Below are 26,711 nucleotides of genomic sequence, written 5' to 3'. Positions count from 1 at the left end.
TTTATCCAGAGCTTTTCTGATTTCCTTTTTGATAGCACCCCCTGTGTTAGCAGGTAGGGTTAGGGCGTGGGTTAATGTGTCAATGGCGGCGGCTAATTCAGCTTGACGGTCATAACTACCCATGTCCAATTTGTGGGCATATTCTAAAACTTTGGGTGCAATCGCTTCTGGTAGTCGGTAGACTTTTACGGGTTTATTAACCCATTTTGGTTGACTTAATCCTTCAGTATTTGGATTGTAGTTAGGCATAACTTTTCTCAGTGTTTGCTACTGTTTACTGATATCAGTGTAACACTGATTCACTAGAGTAGTGTACTAAGTCTATCTTTCTATTTCTACAGTGTAGATTCTACTCTAGAGAATTTTATATTATCTACTGGTACTACCTATTCATGAGTCATAAGTTCTACTACTGCGATCGCCCCCAAACTTATAACAATTATCTATATAACCAAGTAGTGTTATTACTCAATATTCCCATTAGACTATAAGGGATATGAGTAAGTATTGAGTAGTTTGTGGGTAATGCGTTAAGCTAACACGCTACAAACTAGACTACAAGGGATCTTTTGTAACGAGTATGGAGGGACTCGAACCCCCGAAAAGACCTCAAAACCTTATTCTATCGTTCAGCAGTCTATCCAAAAATCAAACCCTAGAAAGGAATGGATAGAAAATGGATAGACCGGATAATGTCACTGTAGGGGGCTTTGTAACGTATGGGGATGTCTTAAAGCATTGGTTAGCTATTGAGCCATTAATACCTAAAGGTGTTGCCCAACGGGTTGAAACCAGACTCAATTTCAAATTTATTGAGCCATGGCAGGGGGGTAAACGAACAAGCCTAGCGTCAGGATGTGAATGGAGTATCTCAGGGATTAATGAGTTCCTGGATAAGTGCCTGAAGTTAAGACAGAAACTCAATGAGTGTAAACGAGATGGGATTAATGCCTCTGACTGGGAAACATGGTTCAACCAAAATATTATTCCCATCAAGGGAGCAGGAGCGGATGACCGCCTGACTTACCGTCAAATTTTCGAGATTATTGAAAATGAGTATTACTCAGGACGGCATAAGTTTACGGGTGAAAAACGTGTTAAATGTGCATCTACAGAAATGAGTTTTAATACTTCATATCAAAGATTTTTTGTTAAATGTCCTGACTGGGATGCGTTCCCAGACTGGGAAAATACAAAAGCATTCTGGGATGCGTCCCCAGACAATTCTAAAAAATATGAAGCATTGGGCAAAATTAAAAAGATAATTAGTTATTGTCCTGATAATGTCAAAAAGCAAATCTTACCCAAACTAGAAAGAATAAGAGTCGAAAAACCTAGACCTAAAAACAAACAAGCTATCGATTGGGAGCAATTCTTTAAATGGTTACAAGAACAGGAAAAATTAATCGAACAAATGCCAGAAAGTCAAGCTATAGCACGATTGGGGTGGTTATGGGTATTTAAAGTGTCCATAGTTTACGGTCTACGCCCGGCTGAAGTCATGAGTGTAATTAATTTGCACAAACCCATTACCGATAATGAAGTTAAAGCCCTATGGGGTGAAAAAGGCAAACAATACGGTGATTCTAAAAACCTAAACCCTGCTTTCAGTGATAAAATTAATAATCCTAAAATGTTATTAATTTTAGGCAATGGTTTCACTGTTACCGATACAGAAGGTAACAAGCATTTTATTACTAATAAAACAGGCGGTCGTTTTTGCTATCCCCTATGTCGGAATCGAGAGATACTTGAGTTGTTGGACATCCAGAATGTCCCAAAAATACCAGAGTATCAACCGGACGCTAAATCGAAGCCGGATACTATAGCGGGAGGTTTCGCTAAAGGCTTTGGAAAAAACCTTGAACGATGGGGATGTCCAACAACTCAAGGTTATAGCTTCAGACATTTAGGTAAAATGCTAGGCAAGCTATCCGGTTTACCAGAAGGTTTAATTGCTGATATTATGGGACACTCTTTAAGTGCATCTGAACAGCATTACAACCGAAAAACTATAGGTTTAGCTAATGAATTAGCATCTCAAGCTAGTAGCTATCCTCTGCCCTATCAGGTAGCTATAGGAGAATTAAAAGCTAACGGGATCAATACTGATGATGATGAAGTGAAACGGCTAATCAAAATCATCTACCAGCTAGACGATTAGAACCCAACCAATCTAAATATTTATCAGGCAACCTTTACCCCGGGTTGCTTTTTTATTGGGCCAGTGTCGGTAGGGATTGGGAGTGATGAGCGTGTATCTTCCCAAGGTATGTATAAAGGGAAGATAGAAAATATTTCTACAGAACCGTAAAAAAGTAGACACTTAAAACCCCCCTGGATTACCTACTACCGATTTCCATTAAGTTGCAACCGGGTATCTGTTCAGGAGGGTTAATAGTAGTTTTGATTTTTTTAAGAAGCGAGATTTACTAAACTCAAGCTCAAACTTATATTAACAGTATCCCCCCCCTAACCGTCAACCTCTATTTTATTTCGCTTGTTCACTTGTCAAGAGACGTTTCACTGAGTACCTCTTGACAACTTTACTACGCTTCATTTAAGAGGTTTTGTCCGGTTGGGGGGGATACTGTTTTTACGAAAATTGTTTTACTTTTTTAACTTCCCACCAATAATCATCTTTTTTTACATCATAACTCCCTCTGGCATAGCCGTATTTTTTACAGTGTTTTTCGATGGAATCCCATGTCCAGAACCCACATTCTACATCATGGTCAGCATAATTAAGAAAACAACTATTATTCATTGCTTCTTTTAGTGTTTCGGTATAAGTGGCATATTCTCCAAATTGATAAGTTATCTGCCATATATACCTAGAAAATGGTTTGATTTGATGATTCATTGTTTAATCTCCTAATAAGTAGTTGCACAAAATAAATTACCGATGTTTAAATTTACCCGGTGGCAACTCCTTCCATAGTTCAAATCTTTGGCTTAAATACCCCGACTTGCCGTTAGATGCTAACCAGACCAACGCTTCTATAGTTTCGCTCATCTTATTACCCCTATTACTTAGAAACTCACGGGATGATTTAGATAGGGTTAGCGTGGTTCGTACCTTTTCCAAATCATCATTAAATATTTTTTGCCTACCTTTTTCTAGGTTGTCAATTTTGCCCATAATGTCCAGCATTCCTTCTATGTGTAGCTAATTATTTTCTATAGCCGCAATGGATAGCGGCTATAAAAGGAAATTAGAGGTCAATCAGCCAACTACTATTAAGANTATTATCTTGATACAGTCGAAAAACTTCTAACGGGATTATTTCACTTTTCAATCGGGCAAGCCCCCGTTTTTTTTGGTTAAAGCTCGTTCTATTTTCTTGGATGTGCCAGAATTGTTCAAATTCGCTATTTAATCCATTGAAGTTAATATCTTCTACAGAGAGTAGGTTAACTTCTACACTTGAATAATCTTGGATTTTAGAGAATAAAAACGGTATTAAACGGCGTTTTAATTCAGTTAGCTTAGGGTTATCCCAGAACGGATTAACGGTACTAACCAGCTTTGGCGAGAACGGGTAAAACTCCATGTTTATCCCCATCTTGTCAGCAATAGTGATAACTGATTTTCGATTAATACCGCTTTTAAACATTGAAAACATTTGTTCTGAATCGGTAAAAACCTTTTCGTTGATATCATCCCAAACCAATAAAAAATTTTTCTCAAACTCTTTATCGCTATCATAATAGCGGCTATTTGAAATCAGGTTACGGATACTCGCGAACGTACTCGCTGCGGTCTGCATAGGGGTGTTGTGTAATGTTGCGATAAATTTTGCTGTCTCACTTTTGCCGCTACCGCTTGCACCGTATAGCACCCCTATGGGTAAGTTATTTGACATTGCACTCGGTGTTAACAGGAACGAGATTAACGGGATTGTCTGCAAGTCACTGGACGGTAAAATCACTATCTGAGACAGAAGGGAGTCGATTCTTGAATAAAAATTATCTTTTGGATCGCAGAGGTCACGATAATCTATGCCGTCCTCCTCTCTGTCAAGTCGATAATCAACAAAGTCTAAATGTTCCATATTCCTTTCGTGTGGTTAGGTTTTCTGTCTATAGCCGCTATCCATTGCGGCTATAGAAAATAATTAGAGCTTGTTACTACTAAGAAAGGATATTTTTAAGAATGTCTGTCATATACTGACATCCACTTTGTCCTAAGTCGTGAGAGCGTCCATCCCAGAGGGTTAAGCAACTATCAAATGTAATCACAGAGAAATCTTTGGTTTTGTCCCAGTCATCAGCTAAGAATCGTTTAGCGAACTCGGCACGGGCATTGAGTCGCTCTGATTCTGTCTCCTTGGGAGCATAAGTTTTGCCGCCATATCCTCCGTTTTTATTCTCTCCACTGCCACCACCCGTAGCCAGCAGGATTTCATTAGTGATGACTGTTAAGGTGTCAATCTTAGAAATCTCGTAAAATTCAGATAATACCTTGTTGGCTTTGGGCATTCCCATTTCGCCAAGTGCTATATACTCCTCGTATTTTTCAATTCGGCTTTTGTCGATTCCGAGGTCAATCATCCCTTCAAAGGCTCCATTATCTCCAAAGTCCTCTAATAGCTTTTTAGCGATAAATTCTTCACTCACAGAAGGGTTGATATCCTTACCTTTATCGTTAGTGAATGATTTTAAGGGAATCTGAATCATTACTAACGGCATGGGGTTAGCTTCTAATCCTTCTACTGGAAACTTAAAGTCAGGGTCGTTACCCCATTTCCCATCATCTAATTTTTTTGGTTTGGTAATGTTTGAAAACTTCCCACTTATTCCTGGCAGGATTGCGCCGTAAATAGTTAAAAAGTTTTCACTCTTAACTATTTTAGCTTCTACAAACGTCAGTTCGGAGTCTTGTCTGTTATACCCATCAAGGGTCAATTTACTCAGTTTTTCACTGATTTTATTGTAGCGATACATACTCTCACCTACTTACTAAAGTTTTAATCCTGATAGCCAATAACTGATGGGTAGCTTAACGACGTTTCGGTCAAGCAATTAATTATTGTGTGAATTATATTCTTGCCATTGAAGTGCCACAGCCATTTTAGAAACATTTACTAACTCTTGAGTTTTGGCTTTATCAATTTTATCAGTCGCTTCAATAGCTACATCTATCAGGTTCATCATTGCATCCTCTCTTGCTTCCCCTGCGATGGCTTCCACCGCTACCGTTAAAGCGACTAATAGAGTTGTTGTGAATTTTTCGTCTGTTAATTGGTTAATTTCCATGGGTCACCTTTTAGTTGTTTTGAAACAATCTTTAATTCCGCCTGTAACTGTGTTGGATTAAGAGAAGTAAAGCATTCATCAATTTTTGTTGATTGCTGTTGAACGATTCTGATTTTGCCAATCAATGTAGGTTCAAAGGCATCTAACAACTGTAGTTGCCTCAAAAATTCTCTTGTAGGCATACCCTTCGCTTCAACTAGTAGCAGGGGGTTATCAAAATCATCTTTGATAATGAAGTCACAATTCCAATATCTCGCACGATAATTTTTAGTCGTAGGCTTGATTAACACTCTTTCGTGAACAGAAATATAGCTTGGGGGAATTATAGACTTGATAAGTCTATAAACTTCACACTCCCACTTAGAATCAAACTGTATCCCGTACATTATTACAGGACTATTCTGATACTTCATTAGCATCACCCCTGGAATTAATTTCGTGGATCACTAATTCAAAAACCTCTCTTAGTTTTTCTTCATCACATGACTTAAAGTCTTTTAAAACGTTAGCGATTCTCCAAACTACAAAGTGAATATCATGCTTAACCCTTAAAGGTCTAACAATCCCGTCCTTACCTTCCCTTTTTAATCGGGTTTTACGGGTAAGAATGTGATGTTTTAGATAAACCATTCTGGGTGTAGGGGTGATCATGTTGTTTCCCATCACTTCTGTCCAGTCGTAGATGTCATTATCCATCGTGTTAGTGGTTAGGTTTTCTGTCTATAGCCGCTATCCATTGCGGCTATAGAAAATAATTAGAGGTCAACTAGAGAGAATTTTGGGCTTGAGCCAACTCAATTTTCTGCTCAATTTTTGACTTAAAACTAGATGTGTTATTGAGTCTTAACTCGTTACTCAGAATGGATAACATCTCAATCCCTGCGTACAAAAATTGTTGTTCATGGGGGCTTAAATCCCAATTGTCGTTTTGTAATTTATCGTGCAAAGTTAAAGCTGGAAACCCTGGATATAATGGACTAATCGACATAATCAATTGAGTCAAATGGGGAATTACTTTTGTTAACTCTGCGTCATTAGCAGTTGTTAAGCTAACGGTCTTTTTATGTCTAGGCATTTTGTTTTCCTTATGCGCTCATTGTTTACTTAACTTTATTGATGTTTCATCTATAGCAATTGATGTTTCACCAATAAACCTACAGTAGCAACAAAAAAAAGAATCCGTCAATAGGATTCCTGTAAAGTAATATTACGAAAGATTATTAAGTATGGGTTTAAGTCAATAGCTTATAACAATACTTGGATTAATCGCGGTAATACCATTTTCCATCATCGGCTTGATACACTTTTCCTGATTCAACATCTCGGTTTTCTAGCTCCTTAGCATATTCCTGGCAAGCGCGATGATAGGGCTTGGGGATTCTTACAGTAGGACAGCTTAACCGAAAATCAATATCGCTCTTGGTATTTCCACCTTTTCCAGCCATAAAACTCACTCCAAAACAAATAACCCTTTATTGTACCATTTTCAATTAATCCTTAATATCGAAATCATCCATAGTAGGTGGTTGGTAATCACTCGTTTTTTCAATAAACTTAATAAGGGTATTAAGTTTAATTCCCATTAAATAATCTCGTCTACGCATTTCGGAGCGCAAAGATTCTAACCCACAATTAATATCTTTTTTATTTTCATTAATTTGATGCTGTAATCTTTCTTCCCATTGAGATAATCTCCATACAGCTAAACCTAAAGCGATAATATTGCTAACAAATAAAAATAATAGATTATAATTTATATTCATGGGATATCTTCTAAACTCTTTCTAAATTATTACATATGGATAATCAAGATTGGAAACAATTATTAATCGAACAGTTAAAAGAAGCAAGAAAGGTCACTAAAGCGCGTGACCCAAAACAAAGGGCGTGGAGCTACGACGAGTCACCTAACTACAGGGTGTTTGAGACTACGCCAAGCAATAAACTTGACAGGGATAAAACTTATTTAATCAGTGGAACGGAATCCCAGATTCTGTTACAAGGTAGTTTGATTAAAGCGTTACATGAAATACTGGGACAAAGATTAGGGTTCACAATAGATTTTAAAACGTGGTTTACAGACTTTGAATATGAATTTAAAAAAAATCCGATAACGGGACAGAATAGGGGGTATGTAAATGAAGCCGAAGAAAGTATTAAATATTGGGGGGTATTGAAAGACGCTCGTCCTTCATTTGAGTGGATACTACCGAGGGAGGATGCGACAGAACTAGAATTAGAGTCTTTTCATTCACTGGGATATTACGTTATTAAATTTTGGAAAAATAGAAAAAATAAAGATGAATTTATTTATATAACAGGTACGATGATTGAATTGCGTCAACAATGTTTAGATGCAATGAGAGTTATTGGCGCGGACTCAAAAGGTTCTATAGGCTTTGGGGGATTTGTAAGTAATAAAGGTAAACCCAAGGTAGTTTTGCATTTCATCGAACCATTAGCAGATGTAGAAGCGGGTTACCAACAAATAGAAGCAAGGTTAAGTTTTAGATTAAACGAATTAACAGAAAAATGGGATAGTCCTAATTTAACTAATCTAACCTTAACTGATATTGAACAGTTAGCTATACGGATTAAAACAGAGTTTAATACACCAACACCCTTTAAAATCCGTAAAGGTAAAACAACCGTTAGTTATCGAGATAAAGCTAATGGATTAGAAAGTTATAGTTACTTTTATAATAAACAGGATGGAATAGAATTTTATCGTAAAATGTGTTTAGTAGCACAAAAGGAATTTAACCTCAAATTCTGTAAAGTAACTGAGTGTCAGGACGAACAAACTGCATACCCGATAATTCCACCAATGGAAAAGGTACTAGGGGAAGACGTGAGATCAGAACGAATTAGGCCCGTGGGTGATGTGTACTTTAGTTTCGCGACTTTATCACTAGCAAGCCTAAAAAATAACATTACCTTACTTGGCAGCAATGGGGCATTATTCACTTCTAGTGGATTCGATATAACTAAATTAAGATAATCATGCTGTATGTACTGGAAACTCTTATAATGTTTACACTTAGTTTTTTGCTGTATGTTAGTTTTTTTGTTAAGGTTTAAAAGTAATCAATTAAAGTAAAAACTAAGTTATGCAGTTTAAAAAATTTCTTAGCAAATTAAGCGACCCTGAAAAAGCCCATTTTTTGGGTGTTTACGCAAGCGGGACGAGTAAAATTGAGCATCCGCGTAAACCCGCATCTACCGAATTAAACACTGTTAATGTGGCTATCATCCCTTTTGGGATTAGCGCAGCCACTCCGGTAACGATTGCTGATTACCGTCTAGCTAGTATAACAGTGCAGGCTATTAAAATCGGTAAATTATTTGATGCTAACTTAACTAAATTTGGAATCAAATTAGACCCTCTTACAGCAAGTGCAGAAGCCGGACTATTAAAACCTGCAATCTGTCGTATTACAATGTCTTCGGCTACTGCCGTGCCTACTAATAAAGTTTCAGCCCGGACTTCTAGATCGTATAAATCTAAACCTACTCGCTCCGGAAGTATCCCCTTTGGGCGTAATGAAACCGTTGCTCAAGTCACTGATGCAAAAGATAAAGTCGCTGAAACTGTTGTCGCAAATATTGACTATGAAGATATGCGATCAACTATTGAAAAATTAGTAAGAGACACTACGGTAGCCGGGTTAAATGTATCTGTAGGATTTAAGCCAGAGATTTGGAAACTAGGTAAAGGCGCTACCGGAAAAGGTTCTGATTTTGCCGATGGTACATTTGCAATGAGTTAATCAAAAAAATGATTGGGGACATTGAGACTTACTCAGAGTTATCTGATATTTTCCTTCTGAATATCCCATTGGATCAACCAGAGGAATTATTAGAGCAAGCTTTTCAAAGAGCTAGAACCATTGAGGCGGCGACTACAAGAATGCTAAACGGTATTATTGACGTTCAAACATTCTTAGACATTGTAGAACCCTGTCAAGATGATATGGATGGTTTTCTTGCTGATGTTGAATCACAGATTGAAGGTATCAATTTAATATGTATACCAACTCAATAGGCGACTGGCAAGAATTAAGCGTTGCAGGTAGTATCACAGATGATTGGAAAATTTATCAAGATTCTTGTACATCTGCAACGCTTTTTGATTTAAGATTTATCACTGATTGGGATGATTGGAATAATAAAAAAGGGTGGCATTCATACGGGTTGATCAGGTCTGTTTATTCAGATTTATCGAATAATACTTGGTACGGAAAAGCTCAAAAAATCTACCCTTCAGAATTGCCGACTTTTTTAGAATTTCCTATCTTCCCGTCGTTGGTAGGGAAGACAATTTTAAGGAATATTTCAGTAAAACGTATCTGGCAAAAGTACCCAATACCAGAGACGCCTAACGGTAATATTCAATGGGACGCTATACACCCAAACACTCTTGATTGGTCATTATCAATCGCTCATCTATTAACTTAATTTTGCCCTTGTTAATGGTATGATTGCCAATCATTAATACCATAAAGGGTTCCCATGAAACAAAAGCCACCCACACCCCCTAAACGGACATTACCAACAGACATGGAATGGATAAGATTAATGCTCCTTGCAATCTTTTTCGTATTGTTATTAAACGTAGTTATGTCAACTAAAATCTTAGAAATAATTACTAACAACGAATTCGATTTTCCTTTTTTCTAATGATCATAACCCCTTCCCTATACCCACAATTCCCAGCTACTACCCTAGAGGAACTAACACTCCAACTGTGTCGAAAAGTGTTAGAGGTTCAAAATAACCCTGACTTAAATTTGACTAATGAAAGGGTTATTACTATTACTGAAAATATTACCGAGGAAATTGCTACAATTAATTTAACGGAATTAGAGGGAACTATTGTTAATGGAACCATATCAATTAAGGATTACTACAATTTTGACTTTACTCCTGGTACTGGAGTCTATCCTTACGATAGAGAAACTTTACTCGACGCTTTATTTCACGTTTTAGCTTACCAACATAAGCAGGAATTAGTCATTGCTAAAAACCCTGGTAGTAAAATGTGTTGTGATTTTTCGATTGAATCAGTTACCGAGATGAGTACATCTCAACAACTTTTAATTAGTTGTTCATTAACTGATTACCCTATTACCATTAATGGTAATACTCGAACCTCTAAACCCTATTTGAATTAAAGGAGTTAACCCACATGGGATTTTTAATTACACCGCCCCCAGTATCGGTTTTTGATGGAAATGTAACTCAATTAAAGTTAGACAGTACCGTTAGTTCTACGAGTACATTAATTGCTAATACCGCAAGTACATTAATTCCCTTAGATGGAACTGCTACTAACGGTAGAAAAATTTATTCAATTGTAAACACTTCTACTTCTGCAATCGTTAAAATAGCGTTAGGGAGAACTGCAACTGCTACCGATTACGATTATGTACTTTACCCAGAGAACATTATTGGGGATTTTGATTTTTCAAAGGAGTTAATTTCTGTAATTAGCACAGGAACACCTACCGTTAACGCTAGTTACGCTAAATATGTAGAGGTGTAGCAAAATGATTTTAATTGCACCACCCAAAAACAATAACTGGGATTCTTTACAGAATAAACCCGCTATTTTTTCAGACAACCAAATTCACTGGAGCGAGATACAGGGAATCCCTGAAAGAATTAGCTTTTTAGCCACTAATATTCCAGGGAATTGGCAACCCTGGATTTTAAGCGATTTCTATAGCCAAAGGCTTGAATGGATGGGGCTAACATCCTCACCCAATGCTTGGACTATGGTACAACGTGACGGAAATGGCAAAATCAATGGCACTAGCTTTAAAGCGACGGCTCTGCCGCTTGTGCCGGATGGATTGAGTGCTGGTAATTTCTATCGTGATACCAATGGATTTGTAAAGGTTGTAATGTGAACCCAATAATTAAACTGAAAAAATTAATCAACTGGGACATTGAGCGATGGAGATTACCACCCAGAAAACCTAAGCCCAAAAAACCAACTAACCCATAGAAGATTATTTTCTATAGCCGCAATGGATAGCGGCTATAGAAATATATTAGGAGTACCTCATCTCAAAATATTCTTCAACGTCGTCAAAAACTACGTCCTTAACTCCATCCAAAAATCCCTCTACAAAGGATTTAATCCGAGGGTCTGCAATCCCCTCGATTTTTGCTTCAACCCAAGTAGATATTTTCCAGTCTTTAACTTCTTTCTCCTTAGTTTTTTCGTCTTCCTCATCTCCCCAACCTTCGACCAGCTTGACAAAATCAGGATTAAGTTCCTTTAACCCAGGGGCGTTGGCAATTGCTAACTTAATCGCACTCCGACCATTTAAAAACGCAAATAAAAACCCGATACGCTTGGCTGCATTTAGTCCCACCCAAGCGAAATTACTGATTCCCTGCAATAACTCCTTACGTTTATCCTCTGCGTATTCACTATAGGCGAGTGCCAACCCCCGCACGTCAATCACAACTTTTGGCGGGGATAAAATCCCTGTCATTACAAACCGTGCAAAGCTACTGCCTAAAAACTGACCAGCTTGACCATATAGCCCATCAACAATTGAATTAATTTGCTTCCATATCTCGCTATCAGGGATATCAAAGTTAAAGTCATAAACCGTTTCACCAAAGTTCAACAAACTTGATATTAATTGGGGGATTGTAACCCCGGTTGTCATTGAAATTGCCGCGCTCCCAGCTAGGGCGGCACCTGCCAACCCTGCGTTTTTGGCTACCTCTAAAGCGCCATAAACTTGAGCTACTGGATTCCCATTTTGTAGAAGATATCCGGCTAAAAAAGTCCCTGCTCCGGCTGCGGCTCCCCCGGCAGCTGCACCTATAACTATTCCTGGAAGTCCTGCAAACGCTCCAATCCTTGCCCCTATAAATGCCCCTCCGGCAATATTATTAATCATGGTGGTTCCCTTTATCAGTTTCGCCCACCAAGCGGAAGAATTAGCAACCGCCCTAGCCGCATCTACAAAAAACGAGCTAATCCCACTAAAAAAGTTAGGGTCAGGGACTCTCTCTTTATCTGTTAACGCTGTCGATAAAGTATTCCCTTTTATTTTGGCAATATCTTCTGTTTTTAGTTCTGTTGCTGCCATATAATAATAACAAGATTACTACATCTAGTATTATATGCCAATAATTCCGAGTAATTGGACAGGACAACAAACTATTAACGCTATTGGTATATCGGGGGGTAGTGGGTTTCCTGTTTATCAATTTGTTAGTTCTAATGAACTAACAATTAATGAGATAGATACTTACATTGACTTGGTTGTTTCAATCCCTGAAACTGTTAATAGGGAAATATCCTTAGATATCATTTCCGGTAGATGTAGACTGTTTTGGAAAAATAAAGACGATAGCTATAGACCAGTTTCACCAAGCAATTTTAATTTTTTACCCGGTAGTAATTTTGTAGATGTAACTCTAGGACAATTAGGATTATCCATTAAAGTTAGTGAACCTACAGAAATTTTTTTAATAATCCGTTCCGATAAAGATATAATTGATAAAAATACAGAGGAACTTATGATACCTGTTGAACTTCGATTAGTATTGCCTACAGGAACAAATTATACAGCTTGGGAACCGTATGATATTTATGCAGGTGAAACATACACCTATGCCGATAATCTGAACAAGTTAAAAAATAGTGATAGTGGTACTACAGGCTTTAAATTATTTGATATTTACAGTTTTTATCCTGGCAAGAAAATTGACTTTAACGTTCTAATAACAAATCCGATTAATTACGGTTCGATTCATTTACAGCTATTTGACCCTTTAGATATCGCTCAAACCGCGTTTGATATCGCATCTGATTTAGTCAATCCAGAGTTAGAATCCCTTCCAAACAGCTTTGTAGGGCGATTAACCCGCAATGCTTGGTATAAAGACGTAGTATCGGGTTTGGTGCAGGTTAAGCCAGATTTTAGCCGTCATGTAGGTAGATTTGTAGCTCAAAATATTAATAATTCCAACGCATTTGATACCTGCATTATTGAGTCTTATGCGCCCAATGCAGACCCCTATAAAGGCGGTACTTTTGTATTAACAGGGGATTTTTAAATGACTTTTTACAGCAAGACGTTTGCCGGAGAAGTACCTCCGGTTGTTATCGATAAAAATACTTATTCAGATTCATCTGATTATCAAGAAATTAAGCTAATTTCTTGGCGCGATATTATTTTAAAACATTTACCGAGTAACGCTAATCTATCAACAGTCCAATGTGAATTAAAATTAGAGTATCTACACTTTGATTATTTAATCCCATCCCGAGCTTTAGTGCCTAGTGACAAAATACCTGTATATGCGAGACGGGAATCAGATTTATCAAAACAAGTTAAAACGATTAATTTTAAAAATGTTTATAACCATAATTCTAATTACGCTTTTGAATTTCGATTGATAAAACATTACGATATCGATTACGCTTTAGGGGACGTTTATTTTACTAATGATATCCCTTATAATGAGGAGTTAGGATACCCAATAGCTGATTTGATTTATAACAATAGATTACCTGGTTTTATTGACTTAATGCCCTACTTGACCAAAACTACACCTTTAGTTTTTGGTGACATTAAGCAAGAATTAAAACTACAGATATATCCCAAATTATCTACAGATGATTTAATTCTTGTTGGAGGCGGTTATTCAGGTAGTGTTACTTTTGAACTTCTGCCTAGAGAATTATTGATAACCAAATCGGAGAATGTGGTTATCAATAATATTCCTAAGCAATTATTACCGATAAACCCTAAACGTTTAAGTTTTTATTTATGCAATAACGGAGCGACTGATATTATTTACAATTTTGGATTAACTACAGGTGAAAATTCAGCTAAATTAAAATTATCACCTGGTAAAACTTTAGTTTATGAAGATAAAACTTTAATTATCGATAATCAAGAGATAGATACAGGTGATAGTAGGGCAACTATGAACTTACCCTTATGGAGTCGCTGTGAAGTAGGAAGCAATGTAGTTGCGATAGAAGAAGTAAGCTATGTGTAATTTCCTTTTATAGCCGCTATCCATTGCGGCTATAGAAAATAATTAGAGACAAAAAATGACTACATACGGAACAGCGACAAGAATAGGGAACTCTGGGACAGCTATCTCAGGTCAGACTCAACCGCTCAATTTTGGAAATGGGGCAACAAGTACCATTAAACCCTTTTCGAGAAACCCATCATCTATTGCTAAATCACCAACTACCCCACAACAAGGAAAAAGTACGATACAACCGACTAACGGACAATTAAGACAAGCTCAAAGAACAGCCGGATTAAGGGGAGCCATTGCTACAGGTAGGGGTTTTGGAGCGAGTAATCTTGCTCAAGGTACAGCCAGGACAGCAGGTAGAGCTACACCGGGTGTAGGTATCAACGCCAAAGGTGATGTAGAAATCGGACTGAGGGTTGGTGGTGCGGGTATAGCATTATCTGTGAAGGGTGACTTATCTCTGGGTGTTCCTGGATTATCAGTAGTAATTGATCCCAAGAATTTAAGCAATACTACAGTTGATCTAGGTTTTGGAACTGCTACAGTTGAGCAAACCCGAGAAGGTTGTGATATTACTGTCACTGTGACAATGTTCGGGAAAATCGTTAATCAAGACACAAGAAAAGCTGATAACTGTAGCGAACCCGAACCTACCCCTACTCCAACCCCTACTCCCACACCACCCCCTAAACCGCCCGACCCGGGGGAATACTCACCTAAAATACCGCCTAAGTCTGGTAACCCACCAAGGTTAAACGATACGGGTACAAAGCCAGGGTGGGTAATTCTAGAATTACCAGGACGGATATCCTATCAGTGGAATGGGAGCTTTATTGTTGGAGTTTACTTGCAAGGAGAAGATTCTAGTTTTTGGGATCACGTCCCTGAATACAAAGCATTTCTTCAGGGCATCCCATCGACAAGCTATTACGACACCAGTTGGGAGTTAGACATTAAAGTATCTAACACGCAATTATTGATAGGAGCAACAGAAACAACATACCTACCAACTGTTCCTAAAAATAGTCCTAAATGGGTCACAATGGAGGCGTTAAGAAGCGTCCAACAACGAATTAAAGACAGAAAAACAGATAACACTTTAGAAGATTTATCTAATAAAAAAATATCTAAAATATCTCAACCTTCAATCATTAAAGGCAGTGGGCAAACGTCGGGGTATTCAGCAGGTTTAGACGCTAATTTTATTGATTACTTCAAAGATAATAATATTGTTAACCTTAATGATAATTTTATTGATTTTACTTTTATGGATTTTTTAGCAACATCTCAAGGAGATATTTTAGACTGGAGTATTTTTAATTATTCAACTAAATTTTTTTATTATAATATAATGGGAACAACTTACAAAGCTGTATATAAAGGTGACGGTATTATTTTATTGGGTACTAGTAACCTGCAAGATTTATTAGAAAGAATTGAAACAATTCCAGAGATTAATGCGCCTATTCAGCATGATTATACCCAACGTCAATGGAGAAATAACACAAAAGAACCTGTTTTGGGTCGGGTTACGGATTTTTATACCAAACCCAGAATTGTTCAAACTATAGAGCTAAAATATAGGAACATACCAAACAAAAAAACTGAATTTGAAACCCCACCTAGGAGTATTCCACCAATTATGGATAATGAATGCTGTGATTTGATTGAGGATATTTATGATATGTTAGGTGGCGATAACTTTAAAGAAAACGGATTAGAAATTCCCAATCATCTTTATATCCCTGGTGGAAAGGGTGAGACCAAGGGGATGACCTATAACGCTTTAATGAATCTAGTATTCAGAACACTTGACCATAGAACGTGTGGAGAAGTTGAGATTGCAGTCAAGGATAATAACCCTATGAAAGAAGGGGAGCAAGGATACACTTTTAAAGCGATTAATAATACTGCTGCAATAGGTAAAATAATGGAATTATCACAGAAACAGGATTCTGATATATCGGCACTATTAAATCTAATCATTAGACTTAATTGGATAGCTGTACAGATACTGAAAGTGTCAATTATTGCGAGTGAATCGGCTAAAGCAATAATTGGATTCTTTGGGATACCAACCAGAGATAAGATTGAAAGTGTTGAAATTCCTGTTGACCCATCTCTAGGGGGAAAAGTTGGGTTTGACCCTAAGAAACCTACCGATGACCAGTTAATTAAACTTCTTGATTTAGATGACCCTGAGAAAACAATTAAAATCCTTGATAAATTTATGAATTATTCTAAAATACCCGTTACTATCAGAAAGTTTATTGGGGACGCTAAGGGTGGGAACTTCTGGTGGATGATGGACAAAAAAGGAAAATAAATATAAGGATGCAATAGGTTAAAATAATGAAATTTGATATCAATGGTAACGAAGGTAGCTATCAGTTTTGGGATAGATTTAATAACGAATATCTTGTACCTCTACTACATGAATTAGCAGAAGCATTAGAAACATCTGATATATCTAGTAGCTCTAAAATTAGATGGTATGTACTTCATAAATTGTTAACAATAATTATTGAGGATACAGTAAACCATGAATACTACTCAGATAATGCTCATTATCGAGAAATTAATGAGATACTTTAATTAAACACTTAGGATAGGAGATTAATTAAAAGTTATGGCTAAACGTCCTAATTTAAGGAAAAAAGATGATGTTTTGGAGTCCCTTGGAAAAGCAAAGGGGAAAAATATTAATTTATCTAAAAAACAAGACCCAAAGGAGAAATTAACCTTTAGGCTTGAAAATGAAATTAAGGAAATGGCACTCAAAATCGAAAAGGAACGGGCTAATACTCGGGATGATGTAGCAATCGTTCAGGGTAAAGGAGGAGGAGAGAATCTGGAGTTTTATTGTGAAGATATCCAGAATAACTACGAATTCACTGTTAAGGATTCTAAAACCGAAAAGGAAAAGTCTAAAACAGACTTTATTTTGCGACCCGTGTCTGAATTGACGGAATACAAACAGGAGAAGGAGAGGTGATTTCTATTTATAGCCGCTATCCATTGCGGCTATAGAAAATAATCTTCTATGGGCTAGGGAAAAATTTACCCGCAATCCGAGGGAAGATTTACAAACTTCCCATTGTATGCAGCTTGGGAAGATAACCAGAAAGTTTTAGGAACGGCAGAAAGTTACACGGCCTACACAGCCTACACGGTGAAAACTAAAATTTGTGGCGCTCGCACATTATCAAGGTAATTGGGCGAGTGATAGGGCAGGGTGATTTTAAAGGGTGAAACACTACCCTCCCCCTAACCCCTGACAAATATTGATTGGAGGTTTCAGGTAGCAGTCAAGGTGTCTTCAACGTAGTGTGCCTTGACGGGTAACTGAACCGACATAGAATCAATAGTCAGGTTAGGGGGAGGTAACCTTGTAGGAATAGTTGTAGGGGTTATTCCTTATATATAATTTTCTATTTATCCCATTTGACACTTTTAAATTTATGTGTTAATGGGATTTTTAAGTTTTGAGGGTATAAGTAAAAATTAATTATTTAGGGTTTTAGATTAAATGTTTGTATGGATAGGTAAAAAGTAATCTATCCAGAATCCTATCGAATATCATGGGAATGGATAGATTCTGGATAACTCAGTGGATAGAGCATCAGGTTTTGATGCTGAGGGTCGGGGTGAGAATCCCTCTGTATACGAGTTACAAGCGACTTTAAAAAAACGAGTATGGAGGGACTCGAACCCCCGACCCTCAGGACCGGAACCTGATGCTCTATCCACTGAGCTACATACCCACACTTTTATTAATGTAGCATATTCTTGAGAAAATATCATTTTATTTTGGGAATTATGGACTCAATCCACATTTCAGGGATTCGCAGCTACGGTTATACCGGATATTTACCCGAAGAACAGGTTTTGGGACAATGGTTTGAAGCCGATATCACCCTGTGGTTAGATCTAAGACCCGTGGGGAGTAGTGATGCGATCGCCGATACCCTCGACTATCGCCAGACCATCAGAACCGTTGAGAACGTGATTAAAACCAGCAAATTCGCCCTCTTAGAACGATTAGCCACAGAAATTACCGACACCCTATTACAACAACCCCGAGTGGAAAAAGTGCGGGTACAGTTAACCAAACCCGCCCCCCCCATTCCCGATTTTAGTGGCAAAATCCAAATTGATATCACCCGTTAGTCCCTGGTAGAGAGGTGCTATGGCACGTCCCTACGGGAGTCAAGGGATATTAAAAGGGCTTAACCTGAAACTGACTGGCAATAAAGGGTTCAGAACTCAGAATCGGGTTAGGATTGGCTAAAAGTTGAGCTTCGCTGTAAGGATTAACCCCATAGCTAGTAACGGTTAAAACACCCGTATTAGGGGCAATCTCAAACTCCGTCCAACCGTAGGTATGGGTGTTAACGTAGCTCCCCTGTAGTAAGGTTTCATCAATCGGGGAATTTTCCAAACCCATCGGATCGTAATTTAACAGGGTTTCGGTGCGATAGTCCAAAACATCCCGCACATATTGATCCTTTTCTTCTCGGTCGGTCAATGCTAAATATTCCGCCTGGGATTTCGATTGTTTGGCTAATAAACTCGCGGGTGTAAACCCAATCGTCGCGGGGCCAAAGGGTGCTGCAAAGGTTTGATTAAAGGGTGCAGGAAGAAACGGAACCGTTAACTGAATTCCCACGGGGCCAATCATCACATCAAACACCCCCGTTGGGGTTACGGGTTGATCCACCGCCTGTTGATTCATGACATTATTCACCACATTGCCATGAAAATCTCCGGTGACAAACACGACATTTTTAATCTGATTTTCTTGAATAAAATTGAGTAAATCTCGTCTTTCGGTGGCAAACCCTTCCCAACGTTCTCCAATAGTCGGAATCCCAAATTGCTGCATGGGAACCGTTGACATCACGAATTTCCAGGTCACTCCGTCATTTTGAGCCACGAGTAAATCATCCTTTAACTGTTTAAACTGAGCTTCTCCTAACATCGTCCGGTTAGGATCAAAAGCATCACTCAAGGTTTGATCAATTTTGGTTTGATCCGCATCTTCAGCTACAAAGGGTAAGGGTGCATCCCGAAACGATCGCACATCTAAAACAAAAGTAGCCGCATCACTGCCAAAGTTATTGTTACGATAGAGTTTCCGTTCTTCTGCGGTGCGAGGATCGTTGGTATTGCCATAATATTCATTTCGCACGGGGAAATAGTTTTGGAAGCTCTGTAACGCAGCATCAAACACGGGAGTATCGTTTACATATCCAGTGGTCTCCTTACCAAAAATATCCTGTTTCTGGGGGGATTTTGCCGGGGTAGCACCACCTGCGAAATCATTGGTTAATTCGTGATCATCCCAGGTGGCATAAACCGACGTACTGGCCCGTAAATCAGCCCAAGGGTTTAACCCATAGCGTTGAGAGTAGATTTCATTTTGTTTGAGGTGAAACTCCTCTAGGGTTTTGGCTTGAGTGACCCCGGGGATAGCGGAGGAAACTGCATCTGCCTCCGACATATCTCCGAGTTGGACAAAAAAGTCTAAATTGCGTTGATCGGCATTTTTCAGAGAAACAAAGGGGGCTAAATTGCCCTGTAGGTCGCCGGATACCCCAAACCGTAAACCATTGCGGGTTCCTAGGGGATCGGAGGTTTGAAATTTACCCGAGAGTTGATTTTGACTGGCATCCGTAACTTGATATTGACACTCTCAGGTCTGAATACACTGAGATTCTAACTTCAACCTGGACACTTGCTCGACCAGACTTTCATCAAGAGGAGTAGAGGTTTCCNTAGCCGTCATGTAGGTAGATTTGTAGCTCAAAATATTAATAATTCCAACGCATTTGATACCTGCATTATTGAGTCTTATGCGCCTAATACAAATCCCTTGTTAGGTGGCACATTTACACTCACCGGACAATTTTAAGGACAATTTTAAAATGAATAGCAATAATGTTTTATATAACAAGGTTTTCACGGGTGAGATCCCCCCTGTAGTAATTAATGACATATCACCATTCTCGGTATCTGGTAGTATTGAATTTAACGAAGTACCCTTAATCCGATGGAGGGATATTGTTTTAAAACATTTACCGAGTAATGTCAATTTATCAACGGTTGAATGCGAATTAAAATTAGAGTATTTGCACTGTGACTACCTTATCCCTAGTAGGGTAGTAGTACCTAATACTGCTATTCCTATTTATGGCAGACGTGAAACAGATAATGAAAAAGTTGTTAAGACTTTAGAATTTAAAAACAAGTATAACCGTAATGGTAATTATGCCTTTGAATTTAGATTGCTCAAGATGTATGATTCCCTTTATACATTAAATAGCCTAACTCCTTATACCAATCAAATCCCCTATAATGCCGAACTAGATTATCCTATAGCCGATCTACTCTATAACAATAGATTACCTGGGTTCATTGACTTACTACCATATCTAATTAAGAATGGTACGTTAATCTTTGCTGATATTAAACAAGAATTAAAAATACAGATAATCCCTAAAGTATCTACTAATGATTTATTGATTTTTGGAGGTGGTTATTCAGGTAGTGTTACCTATGGATTATTACCCCCTTCAGTAGAAGTTACTAAAAGTGAAACTATAACTCTAACAGGTACAACCCCTAACATGGTATTAGAGAATAATCCTGATAGGTACGGTTTTTATTTGTGTAACAATTCAGTTAATAATGTTTATTATAATTTTGGTAGTCAACCGGATAATGTAAATAGTAGTAAATTGATACTCAAAACTGGTGAAACACTTATTTATGAAGATAATAAATTAATCCTGAATAACTCACCAATAGATCCAGGTGATAATAGATTTATGCTAGGTAGTCCTTTATGGGTAAGAAGTAGTGTTACTACAGGATTTAATCAGGTGAGTATAGAAGAAATTAGTTATGTTTAATACTATTTCTTTGCAGCTAAGGATTGCAGCTAACAAATTATGTTACTAACTTAAAACTTTTAAAATAATGACTACCTATGCCAGAGATATAAGAGTAGGGAATAAAAACCCTGTAACAGTAGATTATAAGCAACCTAGACAGGGTTTAGGCATTAGTAACGATACAGGGGGGAGTTTAGCTAATAGAGGTAGAACGCCTAGGAGTTCATCGGGTGGTACAAGTAACGCACAGCCTAACCAAATAGGGGGGAGTAACCCTCAAGGTAATTGGGGTAGAGATTCGTGGGCAAGATCGCCTAAAGGTACAACTACTAGAACCGCTTTAGATGTAACGGCTAAAACCGTAGGGAGATCAGAGCGTACCGCAAGTGATAGAGCTAGGGTAGGCTTAGGTAATGCAGCTAGGGATTTAGGGAAAGCGGCTAAAACCGTAGGCAAAGTCGGAGGGAAGTTAACGCCAGGTGTCGGTATTAACTCTAAGGGTGATGTAGAAGTCGGACTGAGGGTTGGTGGTGCGGGTATAGCATTATCTGTGAAGGGTGACTTATCTCTGGGTGTTCCTGGATTATCAGTAGTAATTGATCCCAAGAATTTAAGCAATACTACAGTTGATCTAGGTTTTGGAACTGCTACAGTTGAGCAAACCCGAGAAGGTTGTGATATTACTGTCACTGTGACAATGTTCGGGAAAATCGTTAATCAAGACACAAGAAAAGCTGATAACTGTAGCGAACCCGAACCTACCCCTACTCCAACACCAAGTCCAACACCTGGCCCCCCTGATCCATCAAATAATAGTGATGGTGAGAATAGACAACCTAGATCATCCCCTTTAGCTCCCGATGGTTTTTATGGGATATACACTCAAACAGCATCATCATTTAGAAAAACATCAGGTAATACAGATCCTAGATTTAACTACCAAATTTCTGGATCAACAGCTTATCACGCTACTAGATTAGATTTACACGACGATCCTTATAGTGATATCTGGAAAATAAGTTACACAACAAATAGTGTTACAACGTATCCTGATTATCCAAGTATTAACGGTAGTTTTAGTGATAGTCGTTTTATTTATTTCTGTCAATATCCCTCTAGTTTAGTTAATCAGGGTATTGTTTCTAATCCAAGTGGATACAATAACTGGTATTTTTATCAAAACTCAAGGATAATAACATACCCGCTTAGTATGAATACATACTATAATCCTAGTAAATTTGATGGCACTGTTTATGTTACGAGATTTGGTAACTCTCAATTAACATTTGACGCTGGAATTATTACAGGGGACGCTTCAGCTATTAATTGGTATTTGGGGGGGTAGAAGCAATCCCTTATCTACTGGTTTTGGGGAAGGATACAATATGTTAGAAGTTAATCAGCTTATCAATTTCAATGTTGATGCTTTACCCCCCATAGTAGAATTTAAGAATAAACCTAGGAGCTTAAAAGATATGTCAGATAAAGATTGTGACTGTGAGTTATTAGAAGATATCTATGAAATGTTAGGTGGCGATGATTTCTTTAAGGATGGTTTAGAAATTCCCAATCATCTTTATATCCCTGGTGGAAAGGGCGCAACCAAGGGGATGACCTATAACGCTTTAATGAATCTAGTATTCAGAACACTTGACCATAGAACGTGTGGAGAAGTTGAGATTGCAGTCAAGGATAATAACCCTATGAAAGAAGGGGAGCAAGGATACACTTTTAAAGCGATTAATAATACTGCTGCAATAGGTAAAATAATGGAATTATCACAGAAACAGGATTCTGATATATCGGCACTATTAAATCTAATCATTAGACTTAATTGGATAGCTGTACAGATACTGAAAGTGTCAATTATTGCGAGTGAATCGGCTAAAGCAATAATTGGATTCTTTGGGATACCAACCAGAGATAAGATTGAAAGTGTTGAAATTCCTGTTGACCCATCTCTAGGGGGAAAAGTTGGGTTTGACCCTAAGAAACCTACCGATGACCAGTTAATTAAACTTCTTGATTTAGATGACCCTGAGAAAACAATTAAAATCCTTGATAAATTTATGAATTATTCTAAAATACCCGTTACTATCAGAAAGTTTATTGGGGACGCTAAGGGTGGGAACTTCTGGTGGATGATGGACAAAAAAGGAAAATAAATATAAGGATGCAATAGGTTAAAATAATGAAATTTGATATCAATGGTAACGAAGGTAGCTATCAGTTTTGGGATAGATTTAATAACGAATATCTTGTACCTCTACTACATGAATTAGCAGAAGCATTAGAAACATCTGATATATCTAGTAGCTCTAAAATTAGATGGTATGTACTTCATAAATTGTTAACAATAATTATTGAGGATACAGTAAACCATGAATACTACTCAGATAATGCTCATTATCGAGAAATTAATGAGATACTTTAATTAAACACTTAGGATAGGAGATTAATTAAAAGTTATGGCTAAACGTCCTAATTTAAGGAAAAAAGATGATGTTTTGGAGTCCCTTGGAAAAGCAAAGGGGAAAAATATTAATTTATCTAAAAAACAAGACCCAAAGGAGAAATTAACCTTTAGGCTTGAAAATGAAATTAAGGAAATGGCACTCAAAATCGAAAAGGAACGGGCTAATACTCGGGATGATGTAGCAATCGTTCAGGGTAAAGGAGGAGGAGAGAATCTGGAGTTTTATTGTGAAGATATCCAGAATAACTACGAATTCACTGTTAAGGATTCTAAAACCGAAAAGGAAAAGTCTAAAACAGACTTTATTTTGCGACCCGTGTCTGAATTGACGGAATACAAACAGGAGAAGGAGAGGTGATTTCTATTTATAGCCGCTATCCATTGCGGCTATAGAAAATAATCTTCTATGGGCTAGGGAAAAATTTACCCGCAATCCGAGGGAAGATTTACAAACTTCCCATTGTATGCAGCTTGGGAAGATAACCAGAAAGTTTTAGGAACGGCAGAAAGTTACACGGCCTACACAGCCTACACGGTGAAAACTAAAATTTGTGGCGCTCGCACATTATCAAGGTAATTGGGCGAGTGATAGGGCAGGGAGGTAGATAATTGATGTTAAAAGGGTAAACACTACCCTCCCCCTAACCCCTGACAAGTATTGATTGGAGGTTTCAGGTAGCAGTCAAGGTGTCTTCAGTGAAACGTGCCTTGACGGGTAACTGAACCGACTTAGAATCAATAGTCAGGTTAGGGGGAGGTAACCTTGTAGAGATAGTTTATAGGGANTATATAATTTTCTATTTATCCCATTTGACACTTTTAAATTTATGTGTTAATGGGATTTTTAAGTTTTGAGGGTATAAGTAAAAATTAATTATTTAGGGTTTTAGATTAAATGTTTGTATGGATAGGTAAAAAGTAATCTATCCAGAATCCTATCGAATATCATGGGAATGGATAGATTCTGGATAACTCAGTGGATAGAGCATCAGGTTTTGATGCTGAGGGTCGGGGTGAGAATCCCTCTGTATACGAGTTACAAGCGACTTTAAAAAAACGAGTATGGAGGGACTCGAACCCCCGACCCTCAGGACCGGAACCTGATGCTCTATCCACTGAGCTACATACCCACACTTTTATTAATGTAGCATATTCTTGAGAAAATATCATTTTATTTTGGGAATTATGGACTCAATCCACATTTCAGGGATTCGCAGCTACGGTTATACCGGATATTTACCCGAAGAACAGGTTTTGGGACAATGGTTTGAAGCCGATATCACCCTGTGGTTAGATCTAAGACCCGTGGGGAGTAGTGATGCGATCGCCGATACCCTCGACTATCGCCAGACCATCAGAACCGTTGAGAACGTGATTAAAACCAGCAAATTCGCCCTCTTAGAACGATTAGCCACAGAAATTACCGACACCCTATTACAACAACCCCGAGTGGAAAAAGTGCGGGTACAGTTAACCAAACCCGCCCCCCCCATTCCCGATTTTAGTGGCAAAATCCAAATTGATATCACCCGTTAGTCCCTGGTAGAGAGGTGCTATGGCACGTCCCTACGGGAGTCAAGGGATATTAAAAGGGCTTAACCTGAAACTGACTGGCAATAAAGGGTTCAGAACTCAGAATCGGGTTAGGATTGGCTAAAAGTTGAGCTTCGCTGTAAGGATTAACCCCATAGCTAGTAACGGTTAAAACACCCGTATTAGGGGCAATCTCAAACTCCGTCCAACCGTAGGTATGGGTGTTAACGTAGCTCCCCTGTAGTAAGGTTTCATCAATCGGGGAATTTTCCAAACCCATCGGATCGTAATTTAACAGGGTTTCGGTGCGATAGTCCAAAACATCCCGCACATATTGATCCTTTTCTTCTCGGTCGGTCAATGCTAAATATTCCGCCTGGGATTTCGATTGTTTGGCTAATAAACTCGCGGGTGTAAACCCAATCGTCGCGGGGCCAAAGGGTGCTGCAAAGGTTTGATTAAAGGGTGCAGGAAGAAACGGAACCGTTAACTGAATTCCCACGGGGCCAATCATCACATCAAACACCCCCGTTGGGGTTACGGGTTGATCCACCGCCTGTTGATTCATGACATTATTCACCACATTGCCATGAAAATCTCCGGTGACAAACACGACATTTTTAATCTGATTTTCTTGAATAAAATTGAGTAAATCTCGTCTTTCGGTGGCAAACCCTTCCCAACGTTCTCCAATAGTCGGAATCCCAAATTGCTGCATGGGAACCGTTGACATCACGAATTTCCAGGTCACTCCGTCATTTTGAGCCACGAGTAAATCATCCTTTAACTGTTTAAACTGAGCTTCTCCTAACATCGTCCGGTTAGGATCAAAAGCATCACTCAAGGTTTGATCAATTTTGGTTTGATCCGCATCTTCAGCTACAAAGGGTAAGGGTGCATCCCGAAACGATCGCACATCTAAAACAAAAGTAGCCGCATCACTGCCAAAGTTATTGTTACGATAGAGTTTCCGTTCTTCTGCGGTGCGAGGATCGTTGGTATTGCCATAATATTCATTTCGCACGGGGAAATAGTTTTGGAAGCTCTGTAACGCAGCATCAAACACGGGAGTATCGTTTACATATCCAGTGGTCTCCTTACCAAAAATATCCTGTTTCTGGGGGGATTTTGCCGGGGTAGCACCACCTGCGAAATCATTGGTTAATTCGTGATCATCCCAGGTGGCATAAACCGACGTACTGGCCCGTAAATCAGCCCAAGGGTTTAACCCATAGCGTTGAGAGTAGATTTCATTTTGTTTGAGGTGAAACTCCTCTAGGGTTTTGGCTTGAGTGACCCCGGGGATAGCGGAGGAAACTGCATCTGCCTCCGACATATCTCCGAGTTGGACAAAAAAGTCTAAATTGCGTTGATCGGCATTTTTCAGAGAAACAAAGGGGGCTAAATTGCCCTGTAGGTCGCCGGATACCCCAAACCGTAAACCATTGCGGGTTCCTAGGGGATCGGAGGTTTGAAATTTACCCGAGAGTTGATTTTGACTGGCATCCGTAACTTGA

32 protein-coding genes and 2 tRNA genes are annotated in these 26,711 nt (G+C 38.4%); 20 read left to right on the top strand and 14 right to left on the bottom strand.

Annotation, left to right across the window (positions count from 1 at the left end; genetic code table 11):
• Positions 1-249, bottom strand: a 249-nt coding sequence (locus PL11201_RS26505; protein WP_079679693.1) for a hypothetical protein, incomplete at its 3' end; no start/stop codon positions are given.
• Between the two features lie 427 nt (positions 250-676).
• Here PL11201_RS26505 and PL11201_RS14675 point away from each other — a divergent pair.
• Positions 677-2,164, top strand: a complete 1,488-nt coding sequence (locus PL11201_RS14675; protein ID WP_079679692.1) for a site-specific integrase — start codon at positions 677-679, stop codon at positions 2,162-2,164.
• Positions 2,165-2,596: 432 nt separating this feature from the next.
• On the opposite strand, the gene PL11201_RS14670 is transcribed toward PL11201_RS14675, so the two are convergent.
• From PL11201_RS14670 to PL11201_RS14625, 8 genes are all read right to left on the bottom strand, one after another.
• The gene (locus PL11201_RS14670; RefSeq protein ID WP_079678206.1) at positions 2,597-2,863 is read right to left on the bottom strand and encodes a hypothetical protein; all 267 of its coding nucleotides are present in this window, start codon (positions 2,861-2,863) and stop codon (positions 2,597-2,599) included.
• A gap of 1,271 nt (positions 2,864-4,134) precedes the next feature.
• Positions 4,135-4,947, bottom strand: coding sequence for a hypothetical protein (locus PL11201_RS14655; protein ID WP_079679690.1), 813 nt, complete (start codon positions 4,945-4,947; stop codon positions 4,135-4,137).
• A gap of 78 nt (positions 4,948-5,025) precedes the next feature.
• Positions 5,026-5,259 (bottom strand): hypothetical protein, encoded by a 234-nt coding sequence (locus tag PL11201_RS14650; RefSeq protein ID WP_079679689.1) that lies wholly within the window; start codon positions 5,257-5,259, stop codon positions 5,026-5,028.
• Complete coding sequence (locus PL11201_RS14645) at positions 5,241-5,672, bottom strand: DUF1064 domain-containing protein (RefSeq protein ID WP_079679688.1); 432 nt, start codon at positions 5,670-5,672, stop codon at positions 5,241-5,243. The genes PL11201_RS14650 and PL11201_RS14645 overlap by 19 nt, the downstream gene beginning before the upstream one ends.
• Positions 5,656-5,955 carry a hypothetical protein gene (locus tag PL11201_RS14640; protein WP_079678198.1) on the bottom strand — a complete coding sequence of 100 codons (300 nt, stop codon included), beginning with the start codon at positions 5,953-5,955 and terminating at the stop codon, positions 5,656-5,658. The genes PL11201_RS14645 and PL11201_RS14640 overlap by 17 nt, the downstream gene beginning before the upstream one ends.
• A gap of 70 nt (positions 5,956-6,025) precedes the next feature.
• A complete protein-coding gene (locus PL11201_RS14635) occupies positions 6,026-6,334 on the bottom strand; it encodes a hypothetical protein (RefSeq protein WP_079678197.1) in 309 nt (102 codons plus the stop codon).
• Between the two features lie 187 nt (positions 6,335-6,521).
• Positions 6,522-6,704: a hypothetical protein gene (locus PL11201_RS14630; protein ID WP_079678196.1), complete on the bottom strand. Its 183-nt coding sequence runs from the start codon at positions 6,702-6,704 to the stop codon at positions 6,522-6,524.
• 45 nt (positions 6,705-6,749) lie between these two features.
• Positions 6,750-7,022 carry a hypothetical protein gene (locus PL11201_RS14625; protein WP_079678195.1) on the bottom strand — a complete coding sequence of 91 codons (273 nt, stop codon included), beginning with the start codon at positions 7,020-7,022 and terminating at the stop codon, positions 6,750-6,752.
• 35 nt (positions 7,023-7,057) lie between these two features.
• Between PL11201_RS14625 and PL11201_RS14620 the strand changes: the two genes are divergently transcribed.
• The 7 genes from PL11201_RS14620 (at position 7,058) to PL11201_RS14590 (ending at position 11,171) form a co-directional block, all read left to right on the top strand.
• Positions 7,058-8,260, top strand: a complete 1,203-nt coding sequence (locus PL11201_RS14620) for a hypothetical protein (RefSeq protein ID WP_079679687.1) — start codon at positions 7,058-7,060, stop codon at positions 8,258-8,260.
• A gap of 109 nt (positions 8,261-8,369) precedes the next feature.
• Positions 8,370-9,029 carry a hypothetical protein gene (locus PL11201_RS14615; protein WP_079679686.1) on the top strand — a complete coding sequence of 220 codons (660 nt, stop codon included), beginning with the start codon at positions 8,370-8,372 and terminating at the stop codon, positions 9,027-9,029.
• An 8-nt stretch (positions 9,030-9,037) separates the two neighbouring features.
• The gene (locus PL11201_RS14610) at positions 9,038-9,304 is read left to right on the top strand and encodes a hypothetical protein (RefSeq protein WP_079679685.1); all 267 of its coding nucleotides are present in this window, start codon (positions 9,038-9,040) and stop codon (positions 9,302-9,304) included.
• Positions 9,286-9,717 carry a hypothetical protein gene (locus PL11201_RS14605; RefSeq protein WP_079679684.1) on the top strand — a complete coding sequence of 144 codons (432 nt, stop codon included), beginning with the start codon at positions 9,286-9,288 and terminating at the stop codon, positions 9,715-9,717. The genes PL11201_RS14610 and PL11201_RS14605 overlap by 19 nt, the downstream gene beginning before the upstream one ends.
• A gap of 299 nt (positions 9,718-10,016) precedes the next feature.
• A complete protein-coding gene (locus PL11201_RS14600; RefSeq protein WP_079679683.1) occupies positions 10,017-10,433 on the top strand; it encodes a hypothetical protein in 417 nt (138 codons plus the stop codon).
• A gap of 14 nt (positions 10,434-10,447) precedes the next feature.
• Positions 10,448-10,804: a hypothetical protein gene (locus tag PL11201_RS14595; protein ID WP_079677424.1), complete on the top strand. Its 357-nt coding sequence runs from the start codon at positions 10,448-10,450 to the stop codon at positions 10,802-10,804.
• A gap of 4 nt (positions 10,805-10,808) precedes the next feature.
• Complete coding sequence (locus PL11201_RS14590) at positions 10,809-11,171, top strand: hypothetical protein (RefSeq protein ID WP_079677425.1); 363 nt, start codon at positions 10,809-10,811, stop codon at positions 11,169-11,171.
• Between the two features lie 144 nt (positions 11,172-11,315).
• On the opposite strand, the gene PL11201_RS14585 is transcribed toward PL11201_RS14590, so the two are convergent.
• A complete protein-coding gene (locus PL11201_RS14585) occupies positions 11,316-12,374 on the bottom strand; it encodes a hypothetical protein (protein WP_079677426.1) in 1,059 nt (352 codons plus the stop codon).
• A gap of 34 nt (positions 12,375-12,408) precedes the next feature.
• Between PL11201_RS14585 and PL11201_RS14580 the strand changes: the two genes are divergently transcribed.
• From PL11201_RS14580 to PL11201_RS14560, 5 genes are all read left to right on the top strand, one after another.
• Positions 12,409-13,347, top strand: a complete 939-nt coding sequence (locus PL11201_RS14580) for a hypothetical protein (protein WP_079677427.1) — start codon at positions 12,409-12,411, stop codon at positions 13,345-13,347.
• A complete protein-coding gene (locus PL11201_RS14575) occupies positions 13,348-14,298 on the top strand; it encodes a hypothetical protein (protein ID WP_079677428.1) in 951 nt (316 codons plus the stop codon).
• Between the two features lie 433 nt (positions 14,299-14,731).
• Positions 14,732-16,615 (top strand): hypothetical protein, encoded by a 1,884-nt coding sequence (locus tag PL11201_RS14570; RefSeq protein WP_144017671.1) that lies wholly within the window; start codon positions 14,732-14,734, stop codon positions 16,613-16,615.
• 26 nt (positions 16,616-16,641) lie between these two features.
• Entirely contained in the window at positions 16,642-16,884 is a 243-nt protein-coding gene (locus PL11201_RS14565) for a hypothetical protein (RefSeq protein ID WP_079677430.1), read from the top strand.
• A 34-nt stretch (positions 16,885-16,918) separates the two neighbouring features.
• A complete protein-coding gene (locus PL11201_RS14560; RefSeq protein WP_079677431.1) occupies positions 16,919-17,284 on the top strand; it encodes a hypothetical protein in 366 nt (121 codons plus the stop codon).
• A gap of 696 nt (positions 17,285-17,980) precedes the next feature.
• On the opposite strand, the gene PL11201_RS14555 is transcribed toward PL11201_RS14560, so the two are convergent.
• Positions 17,981-18,053: transfer RNA gene (locus PL11201_RS14555), tRNA-Arg, on the bottom strand.
• 55 nt (positions 18,054-18,108) lie between these two features.
• Between PL11201_RS14555 and folB (PL11201_RS14550) the strand changes: the two genes are divergently transcribed.
• Positions 18,109-18,459 (top strand): dihydroneopterin aldolase, encoded by a 351-nt coding sequence (gene folB / locus PL11201_RS14550; protein WP_079679679.1) that lies wholly within the window; start codon positions 18,109-18,111, stop codon positions 18,457-18,459.
• Between the two features lie 49 nt (positions 18,460-18,508).
• Here the strand turns inward: folB (PL11201_RS14550) and PL11201_RS14545 are convergent, their stop codons facing one another.
• Positions 18,509-19,843 (bottom strand): alkaline phosphatase D family protein, encoded by a 1,335-nt coding sequence (locus tag PL11201_RS14545; protein WP_255377682.1) that lies wholly within the window; start codon positions 19,841-19,843, stop codon positions 18,509-18,511.
• Positions 19,844-20,216: 373 nt separating this feature from the next.
• Between PL11201_RS14545 and PL11201_RS14540 the strand changes: the two genes are divergently transcribed.
• The 5 genes from PL11201_RS14540 (at position 20,217) to PL11201_RS14520 (ending at position 24,019) form a co-directional block, all read left to right on the top strand.
• Positions 20,217-21,203 (top strand): hypothetical protein, encoded by a 987-nt coding sequence (locus PL11201_RS14540; protein ID WP_079679682.1) that lies wholly within the window; start codon positions 20,217-20,219, stop codon positions 21,201-21,203.
• A gap of 67 nt (positions 21,204-21,270) precedes the next feature.
• Positions 21,271-22,530, top strand: coding sequence for a hypothetical protein (locus tag PL11201_RS14535; RefSeq protein WP_079679681.1), 1,260 nt, complete (start codon positions 21,271-21,273; stop codon positions 22,528-22,530).
• 40 nt (positions 22,531-22,570) lie between these two features.
• A complete protein-coding gene (locus PL11201_RS14530) occupies positions 22,571-23,350 on the top strand; it encodes a hypothetical protein (protein ID WP_079679680.1) in 780 nt (259 codons plus the stop codon).
• Positions 23,351-23,376: 26 nt separating this feature from the next.
• A complete protein-coding gene (locus tag PL11201_RS14525; protein WP_079677430.1) occupies positions 23,377-23,619 on the top strand; it encodes a hypothetical protein in 243 nt (80 codons plus the stop codon).
• A 34-nt stretch (positions 23,620-23,653) separates the two neighbouring features.
• The gene (locus PL11201_RS14520; protein ID WP_079677431.1) at positions 23,654-24,019 is read left to right on the top strand and encodes a hypothetical protein; all 366 of its coding nucleotides are present in this window, start codon (positions 23,654-23,656) and stop codon (positions 24,017-24,019) included.
• A 699-nt stretch (positions 24,020-24,718) separates the two neighbouring features.
• Here PL11201_RS14520 and PL11201_RS14515 read toward each other — a convergent pair.
• Positions 24,719-24,791 (bottom strand) — tRNA-Arg (locus tag PL11201_RS14515).
• Positions 24,792-24,846: 55 nt separating this feature from the next.
• Between PL11201_RS14515 and folB (PL11201_RS14510) the strand changes: the two genes are divergently transcribed.
• Positions 24,847-25,197: a dihydroneopterin aldolase gene (gene folB, locus PL11201_RS14510; protein ID WP_079679679.1), complete on the top strand. Its 351-nt coding sequence runs from the start codon at positions 24,847-24,849 to the stop codon at positions 25,195-25,197.
• Between the two features lie 49 nt (positions 25,198-25,246).
• On the opposite strand, the gene PL11201_RS14505 is transcribed toward folB (PL11201_RS14510), so the two are convergent.
• Positions 25,247-26,581 (bottom strand): alkaline phosphatase D family protein, encoded by a 1,335-nt coding sequence (locus tag PL11201_RS14505; protein WP_255377682.1) that lies wholly within the window; start codon positions 26,579-26,581, stop codon positions 25,247-25,249.
• Positions 26,582-26,711 lie beyond the last annotated feature (130 nt).

Origin of the sequence: Planktothrix sp. PCC 11201, assembly GCF_900009135.1 — a bacterium.
Taxonomy (GTDB): domain Bacteria; phylum Cyanobacteriota; class Cyanobacteriia; order Cyanobacteriales; family Microcoleaceae; genus Planktothrix.
This window is presented reverse-complemented; position numbering and strand designations above follow the sequence as displayed.